Source organism: Micromonospora sp. MGP-C2 (assembly GCF_057766525.1).
In genome coordinates this window covers 5,797,371-5,816,177 of record NZ_JBYMEN010000002.1, presented here as the reverse complement: position 1 = coordinate 5,816,177, position 18,807 = coordinate 5,797,371, and the positions used below count along the sequence as shown (strand labels likewise).

Sequence of the window (18,807 nt, the reverse complement as noted above, 5' to 3'; positions counted from 1 at the left end):
GTCGTTCAGCCGGCGGAGGTCGGGTCGCCGGTGCCGCGCTCGCGAGCCATGCTGGCGCGCAGCTCGTCCAGCCGGGCGGCGGCCGTCGGGTCGGTGGCCGGGCCGGCCTTCTCGCCCTGCGGGACGGCAGGTCGCTGCGACGCGCCGCCGAGCTGCTCCCCCGCCATGCTGGACCGGATCTGCTCCAGCCGGGCGGAGCCGGCCGAGTCGATGGTTGACTTCTGGATCTCCAACATCCGGCCCTCGACGGAGTTGCCGGCCAGCTCGGCGCGGCCCATCGCGTTGGCGTAGCGCCGCTCGATGCGGTCGCGCACCTCGTCCAGCGACGGGGTGTTGGTGGGCGCGGTCAACGACGACATCGACTCCAGCGAGCGGGCCACCGTCTCCTGCATCTTGGCCTGCTCCAGCTGGCTGAGCAGCTTGGTGCGCTCGGCGAGCTTCTGCTGGAGGATCATCGAGTTGTTCTCGACCGCACGGCGGGCCTGGGCTGCGGCACCCAACGCCTGGTCGTGCAGGGTCTTGAGGTCTTCGGTGGCCTGCTCGGAGGAGACCAACTGGGTGGCGAGGGTCTGCGCCGACTGCTCGAACCGCACCGCCTCGGCCTCGTCACCCTTGGCCCGGGCCTGGTCGGACAGCACCAGGGCCTGTCGGGCGTTGCCCTGCAACCGCTCGACCTCGGACATCTGCCGGGACAGCTTCATCTCCAGCTGACGCTGGTTGCCGATCACGGCGGCGGCCTGCTGGACCAGCGCCTGGTGCTGCCGCTGGGCATCCTCGATGGCCTGCTGGATCTGCACCTTGGGATCGGCGTGCTCGTCGATCTTCGCACCGAAGAGCGCCATCAGGTAGTTCCAACCCTTGACGAACGGGTTCGCCATCTCCGCGGTATCCCCTCAGTAGCGTCGCTCCACCACAGCCGGGCCGGATGGACCGACCGACCACGACCGGCCGGTCTCCATCGTCCCAGCCGAACGCCAACGAGGCATCCGTACGGGGCGGTCGACGGCACCGGCAGCTCCTGCGGGCCACCCTACGCGGCCGGGGCCAGCCCGCCCATGGTCAACCGGAAGGACGGGCTCAGGCCGCGCAGACCACGTCCCGATCGCGCTCGTTCGGGCGGACGCGGGCACTGCGCAGCGTGGCCTTGAGCGGCGAATCCTGACGGACCGACACGGCGACCTTGCCATCGGAGGTGACCTGACGCACACCCCGGTTGGTGCTCTTGGACGCGGCCGAGGAATCGGCCTGCTCCTCCTGCATCGAGACGAGCACCCCGGGCATCTGCTCGGCGAGCGCCACGGTGTCGCTCACCTCACGCAGCAGCTCGGACAGGCGCGCGCCGAGGGCGTCGCAGATCGCGGCGAGCAGCTCGCTGGACGGCTCCTTGTGCCCCCGCTCGATCTCGGAGAGGTAACCGAGGCTGACGTTGGCGGCGGTGGAGACCTCACGCAGCGTGCGCTGCTGGCCTTGCCGGCGCGCCCGCAGTGCGTCACCGATCACCCGGCGTAGCAGGATCATCGCACCTCCCCCTGAGGGATACCTCGCGCCCGCCGTTGGGCAGCCGGTCGCGGCGGACCGCGCCGACCCCGAACGTCGGAGCCTTCCCGCAACCGTACCCGTTGCGGGCCCGGCCGACATCCCGCCCCGCCCGTCGGTTCGCCGGCGCGGGCTCACCGGCGCGCGGCATCGGCCGTTCCGGCCCTGTCCCGGGTGCCCCCGGCGGTCTCGACTGGATCTTCCGGCCCGTCGACTTCTGGGGCCTAGGGGTGGTCGGTTGCGGGTTCGGGGGTCTGGGCGTCGGGGCCGGAGCCCTGGGCGTCGGGGTCGAGGTCGGGGTCCTTCACGTCGGCGTCGTGAATCCGCTCGGCGAGTAGCCGCAGAGCCTCGATCACCGCGACCGCGCGGACGTGGTCCCGCCCGCCGTCCAGGTCGAGCTGGCGGACCTCCCCACCGTTGGGGCCGGCGACCGCGACGTAGACCAGGCCGACGGGCTTGTCGTCCTGCGGTTCGGGGCCGGCGACGCCGGTTGTCGCCACCCCCCAGTCCGCGCCGCAGCGCTGGCGCCCGCCCTCGGCGAGGGCCGCCGCCACGTCCGGGTCCACCGGCCCCCGCTCGGACAGCAGGTCGGTGGGGACGCCGGCCAGGGTGCCCTTCAACTCGGTGGCGTAGACCACGAGGCCACCCCGGTAGATCCCGCTGACCCCGGCGATGTCGACGATCGACGCGGCCAGCGACCCGCCGGTGAGCGATTCGACAGTCGCGAGGGTCTCGTGCCGCTGCACCAACCGGTGCACCACACCCGCCGCCGCGCTGCCCATCACGGCCTCGTCCGACGCCGCACCATCCGACGGCCGCTCGACACCACCACTAGCCTCGCGCTGCATGAATTCGTCCTTCCCCACCCAACGGCCCCCAACCCTGCCCACCCGATCGCGTCGATCATGAAGTTATCGCCACGACACGCCGCTGCGGATGGCAACAACTTCATGATCAACGGAGGGGGTGGGGGTGGGTGGGGTGGGGGTGGGGTTTTTAGCGGGGGCGGCGGAGGCGTAGGGCCTGGGCTATGTAGTCGAAGCCGGTGGCGACCGTGACCACGACGGCGGCGGCCATGATCCACGGGCCGACGGCGGCCAGGGCGGCCGGCATCGGCCAGAGGTACCAGGCGATGGCCAGGATCTGGAGCGCCGTCTTGACCTTGCCGCCTCGGCTGGCGGCGATCACACCGTGCCGGATCACCCAGAACCGCAGGCCGGTGATGCCCAGCTCGCGGACGAGGATCAGCGCGGTCACCCACCAGGGCAGAAGGTCGTACCAGGAGAGCAGCACCAGGGCCGCGCCGGTGAGCGCCTTGTCGGCGATCGGGTCGGCCACCTTGCCGACCGAGGTGACCAGCCCGAACCGGCGGGCGATCCAGCCGTCCACCAGGTCCGTAGCCGAGGCCACCGCGAAGATCAGGCACGCCGCCATCCGCCAGCCGGAGTGGGTCATCCCGGACACCACCACCGAGGCGGCGAAGACCGGCACCAGCACCAGCCGCAGGGCGGTCAGCGCGTTGGCCGCGTTGAGGACGGGCACCACCGCCACCACCGCCCGGCCGGGCGTCGACTCCGTCGCCCCGGTCACCGCCGCACCCCGCTCGGGTCGCCGTGGCGTTCCCGGTACCGCACCACGTGGCTCCCCCGCTCCGCTCGGGCCCGCCGTCACCGTGCCGCGCCGGGCGCCGCCGAGATCATCTCATCCGGCACGGCGAGCAGGTCCACCCCTTCGGTGCCGGTCACCGTTGCGCGTACGAGGTCACCCGGGCGCAGCGCGGAAAGGTCGACCCCACCCTCGGCCGGGGCGACCAGGGTGGTGGAGCCGTCCACCTCCGGCGCCTGGTGCGCCGCCCGGCCCTCCACCACGCCGTCCTCGATCGTGTCGACCAGCACCTCGACGCATGTGCCGAGGCGGTCCTCGGCCCGCTGCGAGCAGAGCTCGTCGGCGAGCGCGCTGAGCCGGTCGTACCGTCGCTTGATCGTGGCGGCGGAGACCTTGCCGGGCAGGCCGGCGGCCTCGGTGCCGTCCTCGTCGCTGTAGTCGAACATGCCGATCGCGTCGAGCCGGGCCTCGGTCAGGAACCGCACCAGTTCGTCGACGTCGGCGCGCGTCTCGCCGGGGAACCCGACGATGAAGTTGCTCCGGGCGCCAGCGTCCGGGGCCAGCGCACGGGCGCTCGCCAGCAGCTCCAGGAACCGGTCGGTGGAGCCGAAACGCCGCATCCGGCGCAGCACCGGCTCGCTGGAGTGCTGGAACGACAGGTCGAAGTACGGGGCCACGCCCGGGGTGTTGGCGATCGCCTCGACCAGCCCGGGCCGGGTCTCGGCCGGCTGGAGGTAGCTCGCCCGCACCCGGACGATGCCGGTCACGGCGGCGAGCTGCGGCAGCAGCTTCTCCAACGCGCGGGGGTCGCCCAGGTCCTTGCCGTACGAGGTGGAGTTCTCGCTGACCAGCACCAGCTCCCGTACGCCGGACTTGGCCAGCCACTCCGCCTCGGCGAGCAGCTCGTCGGGCGTACGCGAGACGAACGCCCCGCGGAAGGCGGGGATGGCACAGAACGCGCAGCGCCGGTCGCAGCCGCTGGCGAGCTTCAGCGAGGCCACCGGGCCGGTGTCCAGTCGACGGCGCAGGATCTGCCGCAGGTGTGCCGGGGTGTGCTCGTCGGTGTCGGTGGTGGTGCGGGTCACGGTGCCGTGCCCGGGGAGCGACACGCCGCTGTCGCGCCGCTTCACCGGGGTCAACGGCAGCAGCTCCCGCCGGTCCCGGGGCGTGTGCGCGGTGATCTGCTCACCGGCGACGACCGCGTTCAGCCGGGCGGCGATGTCCGGGTAGTCGTCGAAGCTCAACACCGCCTGCGCCTCGGGCAGGCTGTCGGCGAGCTCCCGGCCGTACCGCTCGGCCATGCAACCGGCGGCGACGACCTTGGCCCCGGTGCCGGCGGCGGCGAGCAGGGTCTGGATGGAATCCTGCTTGGCCTTCTCCACGAAACCACACGTGTTGACGACCACCACGTCGGCGCCCTCGCCGTCGGTGCTCACCTGCCAGCCGTCGGCGTGCAGCCGGGCGGCCAGCTCCTCCGAGTCGACCTCGTTGCGGGCACAGCCGAGGGTCAGGAGGGCGACACGACGGCCCTCGGCGTGGTCGGAAGGAGAAGGAGCGGTGGCAGACACCATCCGAGGGTACCGGGCCGGCCGGGGAACCCCACGCACGCGGGCTGCGGGCACGACCCACGCACCGTCGTTCCGCCCCGGCCGCGGCCGGTCAGCGCGCCGCGGCACCGACGCGGGTCAGCGCGTCGAGCAGGAAGACCTCGGTCCCGGCCAGGCCGGTGGAGCAGAAGACGGAAACCTGGTCCGTGGTGGTCCGGCCGGGGACCGCGCCGGCCAGGATGCCGCCCAGGTCGCGCAACCGCTCGGCGTACGGGGGTGTGGCCGCGAGCATGGGCGGCTGGTAGTCCGCCGCCTGGGCCGGTGAGTCGGTGACCAGCAGGTCGGCGGTGTCCAGCAGGTCGGTGCCGAATTCGCTGCGGTCGAGTTGCTTGAAGCCGACGGCGTTGACGTGCGTGCCGGGGCTGAGGTCGGCGGCGCAGAGCACCGGGGTCGGGCTGGTGGTGGCGAGCACCACCAGGTCGCGCCCTGCGACGGCCGCGCCCGGGGTGGTCACCGCGCGGGCCGGCACACCCAGCTCGGCGCGGACCCGGGCGGCGAAGGCGTCCCGGCGGGCGGCGGAGCGGCTGTGCACCACCACCTCGCGCAACGGGCGGACTGCGGCGGCGGCCCAGACCTGCGTCCACGCCTGCCGGCCGGAGCCGATCACACCGAGGGTGGCCGCGTCCGGGCGGGCCAGCGCGTCGACAGCGAGGCCGCCCAACCCTCCGGTACGCCGGGAGCCCAACTCCTCGCCGACCGCCACCGCCCGGACCGCCCCGGTGCGGGCGTCGTGCAGCACCACCAACTGTTCGCCCTGCTCGTGGCCGAAGGTGTCGTAGGAGCGGAAGCCGTACCACTCGCCGACCAGGTGCCCGGCGGTGAGCACCATCCGCCCGCCGTCGAGCGGGGCGGCGGCCCGGGGTGGAGCGATCAGCCGTCCCTCGTACGCGGCCAGGAGAGCGGCCCGCATGGCGGCGACCGTGGTGGCGGCGTCCATCGCGGCGGCGACCTCGGGGTCGGCGTAGAGCAGAGTCATGCCAGCAATACTGCAAGTTGAAGTGAAGTGGAGGTCAACGGGCCGTGGCGGGAGTCACCGCCCGACGCCCGACGCCGGTGCTAGCGTCGGCTTCGGTGGCCCCGGATGCTCGTGGCCGCCCCGGACGAGTGGTGGGCGTACCCGGTCAGGCCAAGACGCCCCGTGTGACGTGCAGACTCGTCCCGGCGCGACAGCCCGGGCGCCTTTTCGTGAGGTGGACGATGGCTTGGCTCGTGCTGGTGATCTCGGGACTGTTGGAGACGGCCTGGGCGATCGCCCTGGACCGCAGCGCCGGCTTCAGCCGGCTGATCCCGTCCGTGGTGTTCGTGGTGACCCTGCTCCTGAGCATGGCCGGGCTGTCGTACGCCCTGCGGGAGATCCCGGTAGGCACCGGGTACGCGGTCTGGGTGGGCATCGGCGCGGTCGGCACCGCGCTGGTCGGGATGCTCGCGCTCGGCGAGTCGGCGAGCCTGCCCCGGATCCTCTGCCTGCTGCTGGTGGTCGTGGGCGTGATCGGTCTGAAGATCTTCCACTGAGGAAGTACGCGTGACAGGTCCGCACAGTGGGTAGTCATCGATCCGTCACGACAGGCTCTCACACGGAGGAAGACATGGCCGACATGCCGAGCACCGCCCGTCCCCGCAGCAACGCCGCCCGCATCCTCACCATTGTGGGCTTCGTCTTCGCGGTCCTCGCCCTGCTGCTCAACCCGATCATCTTCGGCGTGCTCGGCGTGATCGCGGGCATCGTCGGCGCCGTGCTCGGTGACAAGCCGCTCGGCTGGTACGCCGCCGCGGCCAGCGTCGTCGCCGCGATCCTCGGCGTGGTGGTCTTCGCCGCTCTGATGAGCAACTGACACGCTTTCCCAGCCACGGGCCCGCCCTGCCTCGGCGGGCCCGTCGTGCGTTCCGGGGCCGGTCGTACCGTCGACCGGCCCTCGCTGCTATTCCCCGGTCATTCCCCGTCGCCGCGCAGGCCGGCCAGGACGTCCTCCAGCTCGTCCGGCTTGACCAGCACGTCGCGCGCCTTCGACCCCTCCGACGGCCCGACCACCCCACGGGTCTCCATCAGGTCCATCAGACGGCCCGCCTTCGCGAAACCGACCCGCAGCTTGCGCTGGAGCATCGAGGTCGAGCCGAACTGCGAGGTGACCACCAGCTCCACCGCCTGCACCAGCAGGTCCAGGTCGTCGCCGATGTCCTCGTCGGGCTTCTTCTTGGTCTCCTGCGCGGGGGCCAGCACGTCCTTGCGGAACTCCGGCTCGCGCTGGTCCTTGCAGAACTTGACGACGTCGGCGATCTCCCGCTCGGTGACCCAGGCGCCCTGGATGCGGACCGGCTTGGAGGCACCCATCGGCAGGAACAGCCCATCGCCACGGCCGAGCAGCTTCTCCGCGCCCGGCTGGTCGAGGATGACCCGCGAGTCCGCGAGCGAGGAGGTGGCGAACGCCAGTCGGGACGGCACGTTCGCCTTGATCAGACCGGTCACCACGTCGACCGAGGGGCGCTGGGTCGCCAACACCAGGTGGATGCCGGCGGCCCGGGCGAGCTGGGTGATCCGGACGACCGAGTCCTCCACGTCGCGCGGCGCGACCATCATCAGATCGGCCAACTCGTCCACGATCACCAACAGGTACGGGTACGGGCGCATCTCCCGTTCGCTGCCCGGCGGGGCCTTGATCTCGCCGTTGCGGACCTTGCGGTTGAAGTCGTCGATGTGCCGAACCCCGTTGGCGGCGAGGTCGTCGTAGCGCATGTCCATCTCGCGGACCACCCAGTCCAGCGAGTCGGCCGCCTTCTTTGCGTTGGTCACGATCGGGGTGACCAGGTGCGGGATGCCCTCGTAGCCGGTCATCTCGACCCGCTTCGGGTCGATCAGCAGCAGCCGCACCTCGTCCGGGGTGGCCCGGGTGAGGATGGACACCAGCAGGGTGTTGAGGCAGCTCGACTTGCCCGCGCCGGTGGCGCCGGCGATGAGGATGTGCGGCATCTTGGCGAGGTTGGCCACCACGTAGCCACCCTCGATGTCCTTGCCGAGGGCCACCACCATCGGGTGGTGGTCGCTGGTCGCCGCCCGTGAGCGCAGCACGTCACCGAGGGCGACGTTCTCCGGGTCGGTGTTCGGGATCTCCACGCCGACGGCGCTCTTACCCGGGATCGGGCTGAGGATCCGCACGTCCGGCGACTTCACCGCGTACGCGATGTTGCGGGACAGCTGGGTGATGCGTTCGACCTTGACGCCGTGTCCCAACTCCACCTCGTAGCGGGTGACCGTCGGGCCGCGGGTGAAGCCGGTGACCGCCGCGTCCACATCGAACTGGTCGAACACGCCGGTCAGCGCGGCGATCACCTCGTCGTTGGCCTTGCTGCGGGTCTTCGCGGCGGCGCCGGCGCTGAGCATGTTGGCCGGCGGGAGGGTGTAGTCCCCGGAGAGCCCGGTCAACGCGAGCTGCTCGGCCCGGGTTGGCGCGGGCGAGTGCTCCGGCGGCTCGACCGACGGCTTGCGGCTCGCCGGCACCTTCGCCGGCGACTTGCGCGGCAGCACCATGGTTTCCTGGAGGTCCGCGCCGTCCAGGTCCTCGAAGTCGTCCGGGTCGAGCGGCGGAGGCATCCGCTTCGCCGGCCGCTTACGCGTCGGCTTCGCAGCCTGCTCGTCGGCGTCCTCCGTGGAGGAGTCCGGTGCGGCGACCAGCCCACCGGCGAGCAGCCCGAGGCGCTCGGGGATCTTGTTGATCGGCGTCGCGGTCACCACGAGCAGACCGAAGAGCAGCAGCAGGACCAGGAGCGGCACCGCCACCCAGGCGGTGACGGCCCGCTCCAGCAGACCACCGACGCCCGCGCCGACCAGACCGCCCGCGAAGTCACGCTCCAGCGGGTCGGCGGGGTCCTGGCCGATCTGGAGCAGCGCTGCGGTCGACACCAGCAGCGAACCCCAGCCGATCAGCCCACGGCCCCGGTGCTCGGGGTCGGCCGGCTGACGCATCAGCCGCCACGCCCCGATCATCAGCAGCACCGGCACGACCACCGAGATCGCGCCCAGGAACAGCCGGATCGTGTCGGCCAGTCGCGCGCCCACCGGGCCCGCTCCGGAGAGCCAGAGCGCCACGGCGGAGAGCAGGGCGAGCCCGAACAGCAGCAGCCCGGCGCCGTCCCGGCGGTGCTCCGGGTCGAGGTCGCGGGCCGAGGCGGCCTGCCGGCCGGCGGCCCGCACCGCCCAGCCCATCCCGTGTGCCAGACCCATCCACAGTGCGCCGACCGCCCGGCCCACGTAGACGGCCGGGCCGGGCCGGGCGGGCGGGGTGCGCCGCCGGACCGGTGCCCGGGTCTTCTTCGCCGGTTGACGGGCACGACTGTTGGTGCCACCGCGCGGCGACGCGCCGCGCCGCCGGCTCGCCTGAGAGGTACGGCCCGCCATAGAGTCACGGTAACGGTGGGGCCGGGCAGATCCCCGCTTTTCCGGGTCGTGTCCGCGCGTCGCAACACGACCGCCACCGCCGGTCGTGATATCCGCCTCAGAAGGGATGCCCCATGGCGTCGCCGGAAACCGCGGGCGATCCCGACGATCCGCTGGCCGGGCACCCCGGTGCGCTGCGTCCACTGAGCGGCGAACTGGTCGCCGCGGTGCTCGCCGCCCGTGGCCGGCCCGTCGGCCTGACCGTGGACGGCGAGTTGGTGGGCCGCTTCGACGACAACATGATCTGGTTCCTCCGCCTGGGCGGCGACGGCGAGCTGCTCCAGGTACGCACCATGGTCACTCCCACCTTCGGAATCGAGCAGGTGCCCGACCTGTACGCCTTCTGCAACTCGTGGAACCACGACCGGCTCTGGCCGAAGGCGTTCGTGCACGTCGACGACGACGGTCGAGCCCGGGTCTACGGCGAGGTGATCACCGACCTGGAACGCGGGGTGACCCCGCACCAGCTCGACCAACTGCTCGACTGTGGCATCTCCACCGGCTGCCAGCTCGCCGTGGCGGTCCGCCGACTGCCCGGCGCGGTGCTGTCGTGACCGGCCGGGACGAGTTCACGGGCAGTCGCACCAACCGGGCCGGCGCTGCGCCCGACGGCCCGGTCGGCGGGGGCCGCCTTCCGGCGCTGGAGGCCGCGCTCGCCGATGCCCGGGACCTGCCCGACGGCCCGGACCGGCAGGTGACCCTGGAACGGCTCGCCGAGCGCGCCGACGCCGCCGGGGACGTCCGGTCCGGGGTGGACGCCCGGTTCGCGCTGATCGAGGCGTACCTGCTCGACGGGGAGCGGTGGCGCCTGGTCGAGCCGGTCCGGCGCTGCCGGGCGGCCGCAGACCACCGACCCGAGCTGCTGACCGACAACGAGACCGGGCTGCTGCTGCGCTACCAGCGGTACGCGGTGGAGGCACTGCTCGGCACCCCCCGGGTCGGGCTGGACCAGACCAGGGCCCTGCTGCACGACCTGGCCCACCGGGTCGGCACGGATGGTCCGGACGCGCCAACCGTCGCGGAGCTGCACTGCCGAATCGCCGATCACCTGGGCGACGAGCCGACCGCCCGCCACTGGTATGAGCGGTGGTCCGGGAAACGGCCCGGCCCCGCCGGTGGCTGCCCGGGCTGCGCCTCCGCTCGGCGGGCGGAGCTGCTGGCCGGCTGGGGTGAGTGGCGAGCCGCGCTCGGCGAGCTGGAGAAGCGCGACGGCGAGCCGGAGCCCTGCACCGACCAGCCCGAACGGGACCTGGTCGCCGGTCTGCTGCCCGCCCTGCGGGCCGGGGAGCCGGAGCGGGCCGCGGCGGCGCACGTGCGGGCGTACCGCCGGCACCGGCGTGAGCCGGCCGCGTTCCCGTACCTCGCCGCGCACCTGCGGTTCTGCGCGTTGGGTGGGCACCTGGAACGAGGGCTGACCATCCTGACCGAACAGCTGCCCAGACTGGACCGACCCAGCGACGACCTCGCCGCGATGGAGTTCGCCGCCGCCGGCGCGCTGGTCTGCACGCTGGCCGAGGAGGCGGGGCTGGGTGGGCGACCGCTGCCCCGACCGGCGTACGGCGGACGACCCGCCACCGAGCCGGACGTGTCCACACTCGGCGCCCTGCTGCTCGGGGTGGCCAGTGAACTGGCCGGCAGCTTCGACGCCCGCAACGGCACCGGCCACCACTCCGGCCGGATGGCCGCCTGGCTCGCGGAGCGCCCGCTCACGGCACCGGTTGCGCTGCCCGCCGACGACGAGCCGGACGGGCCCGACGCCGACGGGTCTGACGAGCCCGACGCCGACGGGTCCGACGAGGCGAGCGGGTCGGGCGAGCGGGAGCTGATGGCGCTGACCGTCGACATGATCACCGCGGTACTGGACCGGCGCGGCGACCAGTACCTGGTGGAGGAGGGCGACACCGTCGTCGGCCGGTGGGGCGGCGTGGTGATCCAGTTCCGGCGGGCCGGCGAACGTGGCGAGGTGCTGCACGCCCGGGCAATGGCCGCCCGCCGGCTGCCGGCGACCCGCCGCTCCGAGGCGTACGCCTTCTGCAACGCCTGGAACCATGACCGGCTGCTGCCCAAGGCCTACGCGCACGACATCGGCGAGGAGTTGGTGCTGGCCGGCGACGTGGCCACCGATCTGACCCACGGGGTGGCCCCGGCGCAGCTCACGGTGCTGGTCGACGCGGCCATCGCCACCGGCGTCGCCTACGCCGAGGCGGTCGCGGCGCTCCCTTAGGGCCTGTTTCACAAGGACTGGCCGGCCTGCGGCGGGCCCGGACGCCGACCGGCGGCGTTGCGGTCTCGTCCAGATACAACACCGGTATCCGGACGAAACCCCGCCTTGCCGCGTCGCCGCCCGGACTCCGCCTCGGCTCGACCGCCCTTATGAAACAGGCCCTAGTCGCGAACAGGGCGAATGGTTGCGCTCCGGGGCGCGACTGTGCGACATCCGACAGGACGCAACCGGAAGTGCCGCGTCGATGTGCTACGGCCATCACCGACCACGCACCCCGGGAGTCACCATGAACCGCCTGTTCGCCTCCGGCCTCGTCGCCGCCGCTCTGCTCCTCGTACCGACCCTCGCCGGGCCGGCCGTCGCCGCGCCGGCCGCCTCGACGAGCGCGAAAGCCGCACCCACGATCACCGCTCGGGGCGACATCGTCTTCCTCGGTAGCGACCCCTGGTCGCCGTCCGGTCCGCTGGAGGTCACCGTCAGGAACCCGGGCAGCACGGCCGCGAAGGGCTTCTTCGTGCTGCGCCTGCCGGCCAACACCGACCTGACCCTCGGCGGGGACTGCCGGACCGTCCAGGGCACGCCGCGTACCTGGCTCTGCGGGGGTGCGGAACTGCCGGCCAGGGGTGAGCGGGTGTACCGGCTGACGGTGGCCTCGACGGCTGCGGAGCCGGTCTTCGGGGCGCAGGCGTGGGGTTCCGTCGCCGGCCGGGACGCCGCCGGGGTCACCGACGAGTTCTCCGACTTCCGGATCAACTGGCCGGACCGCACCTCGCTGCGGTTGCGGGCCACCGCTGGCCCGATCGTCAACGGGACGACGACGCTGCGGGTGCGGGTCACCAACACGGGCACCTTCGACATCGGCGGATACTCGTTGACCATCACCACCCCGACCGGGGTGCGGGTGGCCGCGCCGGCGTGCGCCGACAGCGGCCGGATGGTCGGCGTGGGCTGCGAGATCCTGCGACCGAACGTGCTCGCCGACGGCGCCACCGACAGCTTCGACGTACGGCTGGCGGTCACCGGGGGCACCAAGACCGTGAAGGTGTCACTCTCCCCCGCCAACCGCTACACCAACAAGGACACCGCGCTGACGCTGCGCCTGAGCGGCTCGGGCGGGTCAGGTGCCGGCGACGCCACCACCCCGCCACCGGCCGGTCCGACCACCACGCCGAGCCCGACCGCCACCGCGGGCCCGACCGCCACCGCGACCACGTCCACCCCGGAGGCGGCGCAACTGCCCCGGACCGGTGTCTCCGGCAGCACGTACGGCCTCATCGGAGCGGCCCTGCTGACCCTCGGGGTCGGGCTGCTGGTGCTGCGGCGGCGGCTGTTCCGGGGCTGAGCCGGAACACCTCCTGAACGAGCCGGGCCGGCCACCGACATCCACGGGATGTCGGTGGCCGGCCCGGTCACGCGTTGTGTCAGACCTCGACGACGGTGGGCACGATCATCGGGCGACGACGGTACTTGTCGTTGACCCACCGACCGACCGTGCGCCGGACGATCTGCTGGAGCTGGTGCGGGTCGGTGATGCCGTCCGCCGCGGCCCGGTTGAGCGCCTCGGTGACCAGCGGGACCACCGGGTTGAACGCCTCCGGATCCTCGGAGAAGCCCTTCGCGGACAAAGTCGGGCCGGCGACCACCTTGCCGGTGACCGAGTCCACGACGACGGTGGTGGCGATGAAGCCGCCGTCGCCGAGGATCCGCCGCTCGGTGAGCAGCGACTCGCTGACGTCACCGACGGCGAGGCCGTCCACGTAGACGTACCGGCTCTTCACGTGCCCGACCAGTGTGGCGCGACCCTCGACCAGGTCGACCACGTCGCCGTCCTCGCAGATCACCACCCGGTCGGCGGCGACCCCGGACTCGATGCCGAGCCGGGCGTGGGCACGCAGGTGGCGCCACTCGCCGTGCACGGGCATCAGGTTGCTGGGCCGAACCACGTTGAGCAGGTAGAGCAGCTCTCCGGCGGGGGCGTGCCCGGAGACGTGCACCTTCGCGACGTCCTTGTGCACGACGACCGCGCCGGCCCGGGCAAGCCGGTTGATCACCCGGTAGACCGAGGTCTCGTTGCCGGGCACCAGCGAGGAGGCCAGCACGACGGTGTCGCCGGGGGCGATGGTGATGTGCCGGTGATCGCCGCTGGCCATCCGGCCCAGCGCGCTCATCGGCTCACCCTGCGAACCGGTGGACATCAGCACGATCTCGTCCGGCGGCAGCGTGGTCGCCTCGTCGATGCTGATGACCAGCCCGGCCGGGATGTTGAGCAGGCCGAGGTCACGGGCGATGCCCATGTTGCGAACCATGGACCGCCCGATCAACGCGACCTTGCGGCCATGCTCCGCGGCGGAGTCGAAGACCTGCTGCACGCGGTGCACGTGCGACGCGAACGACGCCACGATGATGCGGCCCTTGGCCTTCGCGAAGATCGAGTCGAGCACCGGCCCGATCTCCCGCTCCGGGGTGACGAAGCCAGGGATCTCCGCGTTGGTGGAGTCGGACAGCAGCAGGTCGACACCTTCGGCGCCGAGCCGGGCGAAGCCAGCCAGGTCGGTGATCCGACCATCCAGCGGGAGTTGGTCCATCTTGAAGTCGCCGGTGTGCAGCACCAGGCCCGCAGGGGTGCGGATGGCCACCGCGAGGGCGTCCGGGATCGAGTGGTTGACCGCGAAGAACTCACACTCGAACGGGCCGAGCCGCTCCCGGCCGCCCTCCCGCACGGTCAGCGTGTACGGCTGGATCCGCCGCTCGGCCAACTTGGCCTCGACCAGGGCGAGGGTGAACTGTGAGCCGACCAGCGGGATGTCGGGCTTGTGGGCGAGCAGGTAGGGCACCGCGCCGATGTGGTCCTCGTGACCGTGCGTCAGCACGATCGCCTGGACGTCGGCGAGCCGGTCCAGGATCGGCCCGAAGTCGGGCAGGATCAGGTCCACACCTGGCTGCTCGACGTCGGGGAACAGGACCCCGCAGTCGACGATCAGCAACTTGCCGTCGAACTCGAAGACGGTCATGTTCCGACCAATGGCGCCGAGCCCGCCGAGCGGGATGATCCGCAGGCCACCTTCCGGCAGCGGCGGGGGTAGTTCCGCCTCGATGTGCGCCTCGGTCACGCGTCCACCTCAATCTGCGACGCCGTCACTCGGCGTCCATCGTGTCGTTTGATCATTCGGGCAGCTCCATGCCCGCTGCCGCGAAGTCCGCGCGCAGCTGGGCGATCTCGTCGTTGGTGGCGTCCACCAGCGGGGGTCGCACCGGGCCGGCCGGCAGACCCAGCGATGCCAGGCCCGCCTTCACCAGGATCGTGCCCTGCGTGCGGAAGATGCCGGTGAACAGCGGCAGCAGCCGCCGGTGCAGCGCCAGCGCGGTCGGCATGTCCCCCGCGTCGTACGCCTCGATCATCTGTGCGGTCAGCGCCCCGGTGAAGTGCGTCGAGGTGCCGACCAGGCCCACGCTGCCGACGGCCAGCGCCGGCAGGGCGAGGGCGTCCTCGCCGCTGTAGAAGGCGAGGGCGGTCCGGCTGGTCACCCAACTGGTGGCGGTCAGGTCGCCCTTGGCGTCCTTGACCGCGACGATCCGGCCGTGCTCGGCGAGCCGGACCAGCGTCTCGGTGTCGATCGGCACGCCGGAGCGGTGTGGGATGTCGTACAGCATCACCGGGAGGCCGGTGGCGTCGGCCACCGCGGTGAAGTGCCGCAACAACCCGCTCTGCGGCGGCTTGTTGTAGTACGGGGTCACCACCAGCAGACCGTGCGCACCTGCCTTCTCGGCGGCGGCGGCCAGCTCGATGGTGTGCCGGGTGTCGTTGGTGCCGACCCCGGCGACCACCTTGGCGCGGTCACCGACGGCCTCCACCACGGCCCGGATCAGGTGGTCCTTCTCCGCCTCGGTGGTGGTCGGCGACTCGCCGGTGGTGCCGTTGACCACCAGTGCGTCGTTGCCCTGCTCGTCGACCAGGTGGCTCGCCAGCCGGGCGGCGCCGTCGAGGTCGAGCGAGCCGTCGGGGGTGAACGGGCTCACCATGGCGGTGAGCAGCCGGCCGAAGGGGCGGGACGCCGGTCGTGCCGGGGCGTCGAGGTGGTCGTGCGTCATACCCTCCAACCTAGCGGACGACCAGCCGGGGCCCGCCGGGGAAGGGCTCAGGACGCCTCGTGCGGGCTGGCCGCCACCTCGGTGCCGTCCGGCAGCGTGGAGATCACGAAGTCGGCGAACACGTTGGGGGCGACGTCCTGGAGCTGCCGCAGGCACTCCACGGCCAGCTCACGGATCTCCACATCGGCGTGCTCGGTGGCGCGCATCGCGACGAAGTGCCGCCACGCCCGGTAGTTGCCGGTGACCACGATCCGCGTCTCGGTGGCGTTGGGCAGCACCGCCCGGGCCGCCTGCCGGGCCTGCTTGCGGCGCAGCGTCGGGTTCGGTTCGTCGGAGAAGCGCTCTTCGAGGCCCTCCAGCAACTCGTTGTACGCCCGAACGCTCGCCTCGGCAGCCTCGGTGAACTTCTTGTGCAGCTCCGGGTCGTCGGCGATGACCGCCGGCTCGACCATGGCCGCGTCCCGCTCCGGGACGTAACGCTGGGACAGCTGGGAGTACGAGAAGTGCCGGTGCCGGATCAACTCGTGGGTGAAGGAGCGCGACACCCCGGTGAAGTAGAAGGTGACCGACCCGTGCTCAAGCACCGACAGGTGCCCGACCTCCAGGATGTGCGCCAGGTAACCGGCGTTGGTGGCGGTCGCCGGGTTCGGCTTCTTCCACGACTGGTAGCAGGCCCGGCCGGCGAACTCGGCGAGCGCCTGGCCACCTTCCGCGTCGGTCGACCACGGCACGTCGTCCGGGGCCGCGAACTGGGTCCACGCGATCAACTTGACCTGGGGCTGCACCATCTCCGGCATGCCAGGGACTGTAGTGGCGCGGTGCCTCCCGCCCCAACTCAGGCACGCCTCGTGCAATGTCGATCACTCAGGACGCGGGCGGCACCGCCGCCGGGACGCGCCCGCCTGCGCGGCGCTCGCCGCGTGATCGACTCGGGCGGCGGGGCGCGCTCAGACGTACAGCGACGTGAACGGCGCCCAGGGCAGGTTGCGCAACACCGAGAAGGCCAGCCACGCGCCCATGAACCCGACGATGACCTTCGAGCTGAGTCGCAGCTCCGGCAGTCGCCAACCGAACGCCTGGTTTCCCGCCCAGGCCACGAAGAGGTACGCGAGGAACGGCAGCGCGAAGACGAACAGGAAGTGGTGCCGGGCGGCGGCCGGCAGGTCGGCGTGCAGCACGTACCAGAGTGCGCGGGTGCCCCCGCAGCCCGGGCAGTCCAGCCCGGTGGTCAACTTCAGCAGACAGGTGGGCGCGGCGTCCGGGGCGGCGTGGGTCGGATTGCTGAGCAACGCGTAGCCCATGCCGATGGCGACGCAACCGACCGCGGCCAGCGGCACCGCCCAGCGCGGTGAACGCTCGTAGAGCCGCAGCACGAACCGCGTGATCCGGTCCGGCTTCAGTTCCGCGTAACCATCCGGCGGGACCGTCGGCCAGCCGGCCGGACCCGAGCCACCCGATGCCGGGTCGGCCGGGACCTCGCCGGCCGATGCCAGGCCGGTCGGACTGGAGCTGGTCGACACCGTGCCGACAGGCACCGGGTGAACCGCCCCGGGGGCGGGCTGCGGCTGGTCGACCGGTCCGGGAGCGCTCGTCACGCGCTCACGGTACACCGGACACGCCGGTCAACGCGGCGGTGAGCGGACCGGCCAGGTCGCCGGCCGTGGGCGGCTCCACCGCGTCCAGACCGAGCCAGCCGGCGAGTCGGTGCAGCTCGGCGGCGAGCGCCACAGCGGTCTCCCCCGGGTCGGCGCCGGGCTCGACCCACGCGGCCGGCACCAGCAGCACACCGGCCTTGCGATCGGCCTTCAGGTCGACCCGGGCGGTGAACCGGTCGCCCTGCAGGAAGGGCAGCACGTAGTAGCCGTAGACCCGCTGTGGCGCCGGGACGTAGATCTCGATCCGGTAGCTGAAGTCGAACAACCTCTCGGTGCGGGCACGTTCCCAGATCAACGGGTCGAAGGGGCTGACCAGGGTATTGCCGCGAATCCACCGGGGCAGCCGCGCGGACGCGTGCAGCCAGGCCGGCTGTCGCCAGCCCGCCACCGTGACCGGCACCAGCTCACCGGCCTCGGCCAGCTCCGCGACGGCCTGGCGGGCACCGTCCAGCGGCAGTCGGAAGTAGTCGCGCAGCTCCGGCTCGGCGGCCACCCCGAGTGACCGCGCGGCGAGGGCGACCAGCGTGCGGTACGCCTCGGCGTCGGTCGGGGTGGGCGCGGCCAGCACCGCCGCGGGCAGCACCCGCTCGGGCAGGTCGTAGCGGCGGGCGAAGGAGGTGCTGCGCTCCGCGGCGGTCACCTCGCCGGCCCAGAAGAGGAACTCCAACGCCCGTTTGACCGCCGACCAGTTCCACCCCCAGTTGCCGGTCTCCCGAGGTGCGTCGTGCTCGATCTCGGCAGCCGTCAGCGGGCCGCGGGCGGCCACCTCGTCGCGAACCCAGGCGACCAGCTCCGGCTGCTCCTGGGCGATCCGCTGCATGCCGCCCCAGGAATCGCTGTGCGCGCGAGCCATCCGCCAGCGCAGCACCGGGTGCAGCTCGACCGGGACCAGCGACGCCTCATGACCCCAGTATTCGAACAACTCGCGGGGGCGGCTGTAGGCGGCCTTGTCGAGCAACCTGGTCGGGTAGGGCCCGAGCCGGCTGTAGAGCGGCAGGTAGTGCGCGCGTTGCAGCACGTTGACCGAGTCCATCTGGATCAACCCGACCCGGTCCAGCACCCGGCGTAGATGCCGGCGCGTCGGCACGCCGGTTGGCGCGGGGTCGGCGAAGCCCTGGGCGGCGAGCGCCACGCGGCGGGCCTGGGCGAGCGAGAGTGATTCCGGTGCGGTCATCGTCGGCGACGATAATTCATCGGTACGACGCCGGTGCGGGAAGCTGGACGCGACGGCCAACGGGGCATAGAACGGTGCAATGCTGACCATCCGTCGGGAGGAGCCGGACGACGCCGAAGCCGTCGCCCGGGTGCACGTGCACGGCTGGCAGGCGGGCTACGCCGGCTTCATGCCGGACGAGGTGCTGCGGCGGCTGAACGTGGCGGCGTGGGCACAGCGCCGTCGCGACATTGGCACCGCCGACCCCGAGCACCCGTTCACCACCCTGCTCGGCGAGGTGGACGGGTTGGTCGTGGGCTTCACGACGTTCGGGCCGTACCGCCGTGACCAGGACCGCGACGACCTGGACCCGACGGTCGGCGAGGTGCTGGCGATCTACGTGGAGCCGGCGTGCTGGGTGACGGGACCGCCACCGCGCTCCTGGCCGCCGCCCGGGCGGGGCTGCACGAGCGGGGCTGGACCGACTATCGGCTGTGGGTGCTGGCGGA

General features: G+C 72.4%; 17 protein-coding genes and 1 riboswitch. Of the genes, 5 read left to right on the top strand and 12 right to left on the bottom strand.

Features of this window, described 5'->3' with window-relative positions:
• Positions 1–5: 5 nt before the first annotated feature.
• The 6 genes from AC3CF1_RS26790 to AC3CF1_RS26765 form a co-directional block, all read right to left on the bottom strand.
• The gene (locus tag AC3CF1_RS26790) at positions 6–878 is read right to left on the bottom strand and encodes a PspA/IM30 family protein (RefSeq protein WP_354981102.1); all 873 of its coding nucleotides are present in this window, start codon (positions 876–878) and stop codon (positions 6–8) included.
• A 199-nt stretch (positions 879–1,077) separates the two neighbouring features.
• Positions 1,078–1,518, bottom strand: coding sequence for a helix-turn-helix domain-containing protein (locus AC3CF1_RS26785; RefSeq protein WP_088946732.1), 441 nt, complete (start codon positions 1,516–1,518; stop codon positions 1,078–1,080).
• A gap of 242 nt (positions 1,519–1,760) precedes the next feature.
• Positions 1,761–2,318 carry a CinA family protein gene (locus AC3CF1_RS26780; protein WP_354981419.1) on the bottom strand — a complete coding sequence of 186 codons (558 nt, stop codon included), beginning with the start codon at positions 2,316–2,318 and terminating at the stop codon, positions 1,761–1,763.
• A 214-nt stretch (positions 2,319–2,532) separates the two neighbouring features.
• Positions 2,533–3,126 (bottom strand): CDP-diacylglycerol--glycerol-3-phosphate 3-phosphatidyltransferase, encoded by a 594-nt coding sequence (gene pgsA, locus AC3CF1_RS26775; protein ID WP_088946731.1) that lies wholly within the window; start codon positions 3,124–3,126, stop codon positions 2,533–2,535.
• Between the two features lie 77 nt (positions 3,127–3,203).
• A complete protein-coding gene (gene rimO / locus AC3CF1_RS26770; protein ID WP_355163472.1) occupies positions 3,204–4,712 on the bottom strand; it encodes a 30S ribosomal protein S12 methylthiotransferase RimO in 1,509 nt (502 codons plus the stop codon).
• 88 nt (positions 4,713–4,800) lie between these two features.
• The gene (locus AC3CF1_RS26765; protein ID WP_488451535.1) at positions 4,801–5,724 is read right to left on the bottom strand and encodes an ornithine cyclodeaminase family protein; all 924 of its coding nucleotides are present in this window, start codon (positions 5,722–5,724) and stop codon (positions 4,801–4,803) included.
• Between the two features lie 92 nt (positions 5,725–5,816).
• Positions 5,817–5,889, top strand: a riboswitch (guanidine-III (ykkC-III) riboswitch).
• Between the two features lie 56 nt (positions 5,890–5,945).
• On the opposite strand from AC3CF1_RS26765, the gene AC3CF1_RS26760 reads away from it, so the two are divergent.
• The gene (locus tag AC3CF1_RS26760) at positions 5,946–6,260 is read left to right on the top strand and encodes a DMT family transporter (RefSeq protein ID WP_179782620.1); all 315 of its coding nucleotides are present in this window, start codon (positions 5,946–5,948) and stop codon (positions 6,258–6,260) included.
• Between the two features lie 74 nt (positions 6,261–6,334).
• A complete protein-coding gene (locus AC3CF1_RS26755; RefSeq protein WP_488451534.1) occupies positions 6,335–6,580 on the top strand; it encodes a hypothetical protein in 246 nt (81 codons plus the stop codon).
• Positions 6,581–6,678: 98 nt separating this feature from the next.
• Here the strand turns inward: AC3CF1_RS26755 and AC3CF1_RS26750 are convergent, their stop codons facing one another.
• Entirely contained in the window at positions 6,679–9,138 is a 2,460-nt protein-coding gene (locus tag AC3CF1_RS26750) for an FtsK/SpoIIIE family DNA translocase (RefSeq protein WP_488451533.1), read from the bottom strand.
• A gap of 113 nt (positions 9,139–9,251) precedes the next feature.
• On the opposite strand from AC3CF1_RS26750, the gene AC3CF1_RS26745 reads away from it, so the two are divergent.
• The 3 genes from AC3CF1_RS26745 (at position 9,252) to AC3CF1_RS26735 (ending at position 12,743) form a co-directional block, all read left to right on the top strand.
• Positions 9,252–9,731, top strand: a complete 480-nt coding sequence (locus AC3CF1_RS26745) for a type III secretion system chaperone family protein (RefSeq protein WP_354981107.1) — start codon at positions 9,252–9,254, stop codon at positions 9,729–9,731.
• A complete protein-coding gene (locus AC3CF1_RS26740; protein WP_435794530.1) occupies positions 9,728–11,401 on the top strand; it encodes a type III secretion system chaperone family protein in 1,674 nt (557 codons plus the stop codon). The genes AC3CF1_RS26745 and AC3CF1_RS26740 overlap by 4 nt, the downstream gene beginning before the upstream one ends.
• Positions 11,402–11,687: 286 nt before the next feature.
• Complete coding sequence (locus AC3CF1_RS26735; RefSeq protein WP_354981108.1) at positions 11,688–12,743, top strand: LPXTG cell wall anchor domain-containing protein; 1,056 nt, start codon at positions 11,688–11,690, stop codon at positions 12,741–12,743.
• A 79-nt stretch (positions 12,744–12,822) separates the two neighbouring features.
• On the opposite strand, the gene AC3CF1_RS26730 is transcribed toward AC3CF1_RS26735, so the two are convergent.
• The 5 genes from AC3CF1_RS26730 to AC3CF1_RS26710 form a co-directional block, all read right to left on the bottom strand.
• Complete coding sequence (locus AC3CF1_RS26730; RefSeq protein ID WP_088946724.1) at positions 12,823–14,511, bottom strand: ribonuclease J; 1,689 nt, start codon at positions 14,509–14,511, stop codon at positions 12,823–12,825.
• Positions 14,512–14,563: 52 nt separating this feature from the next.
• Positions 14,564–15,490 carry a 4-hydroxy-tetrahydrodipicolinate synthase gene (gene dapA, locus AC3CF1_RS26725; protein WP_354981109.1) on the bottom strand — a complete coding sequence of 309 codons (927 nt, stop codon included), beginning with the start codon at positions 15,488–15,490 and terminating at the stop codon, positions 14,564–14,566.
• 47 nt (positions 15,491–15,537) lie between these two features.
• Positions 15,538–16,278 carry an FAD-dependent thymidylate synthase gene (thyX, locus tag AC3CF1_RS26720; RefSeq protein ID WP_488452135.1) on the bottom strand — a complete coding sequence of 247 codons (741 nt, stop codon included), beginning with the start codon at positions 16,276–16,278 and terminating at the stop codon, positions 15,538–15,540.
• A 159-nt stretch (positions 16,279–16,437) separates the two neighbouring features.
• Entirely contained in the window at positions 16,438–16,983 is a 546-nt protein-coding gene (locus tag AC3CF1_RS26715; protein WP_357967883.1) for a DUF2752 domain-containing protein, read from the bottom strand.
• Between the two features lie 106 nt (positions 16,984–17,089).
• The gene (locus AC3CF1_RS26710; protein ID WP_488451532.1) at positions 17,090–18,319 is read right to left on the bottom strand and encodes a winged helix-turn-helix domain-containing protein; all 1,230 of its coding nucleotides are present in this window, start codon (positions 18,317–18,319) and stop codon (positions 17,090–17,092) included.
• Between the last annotated feature and the right edge of the window lie 488 nt (positions 18,320–18,807).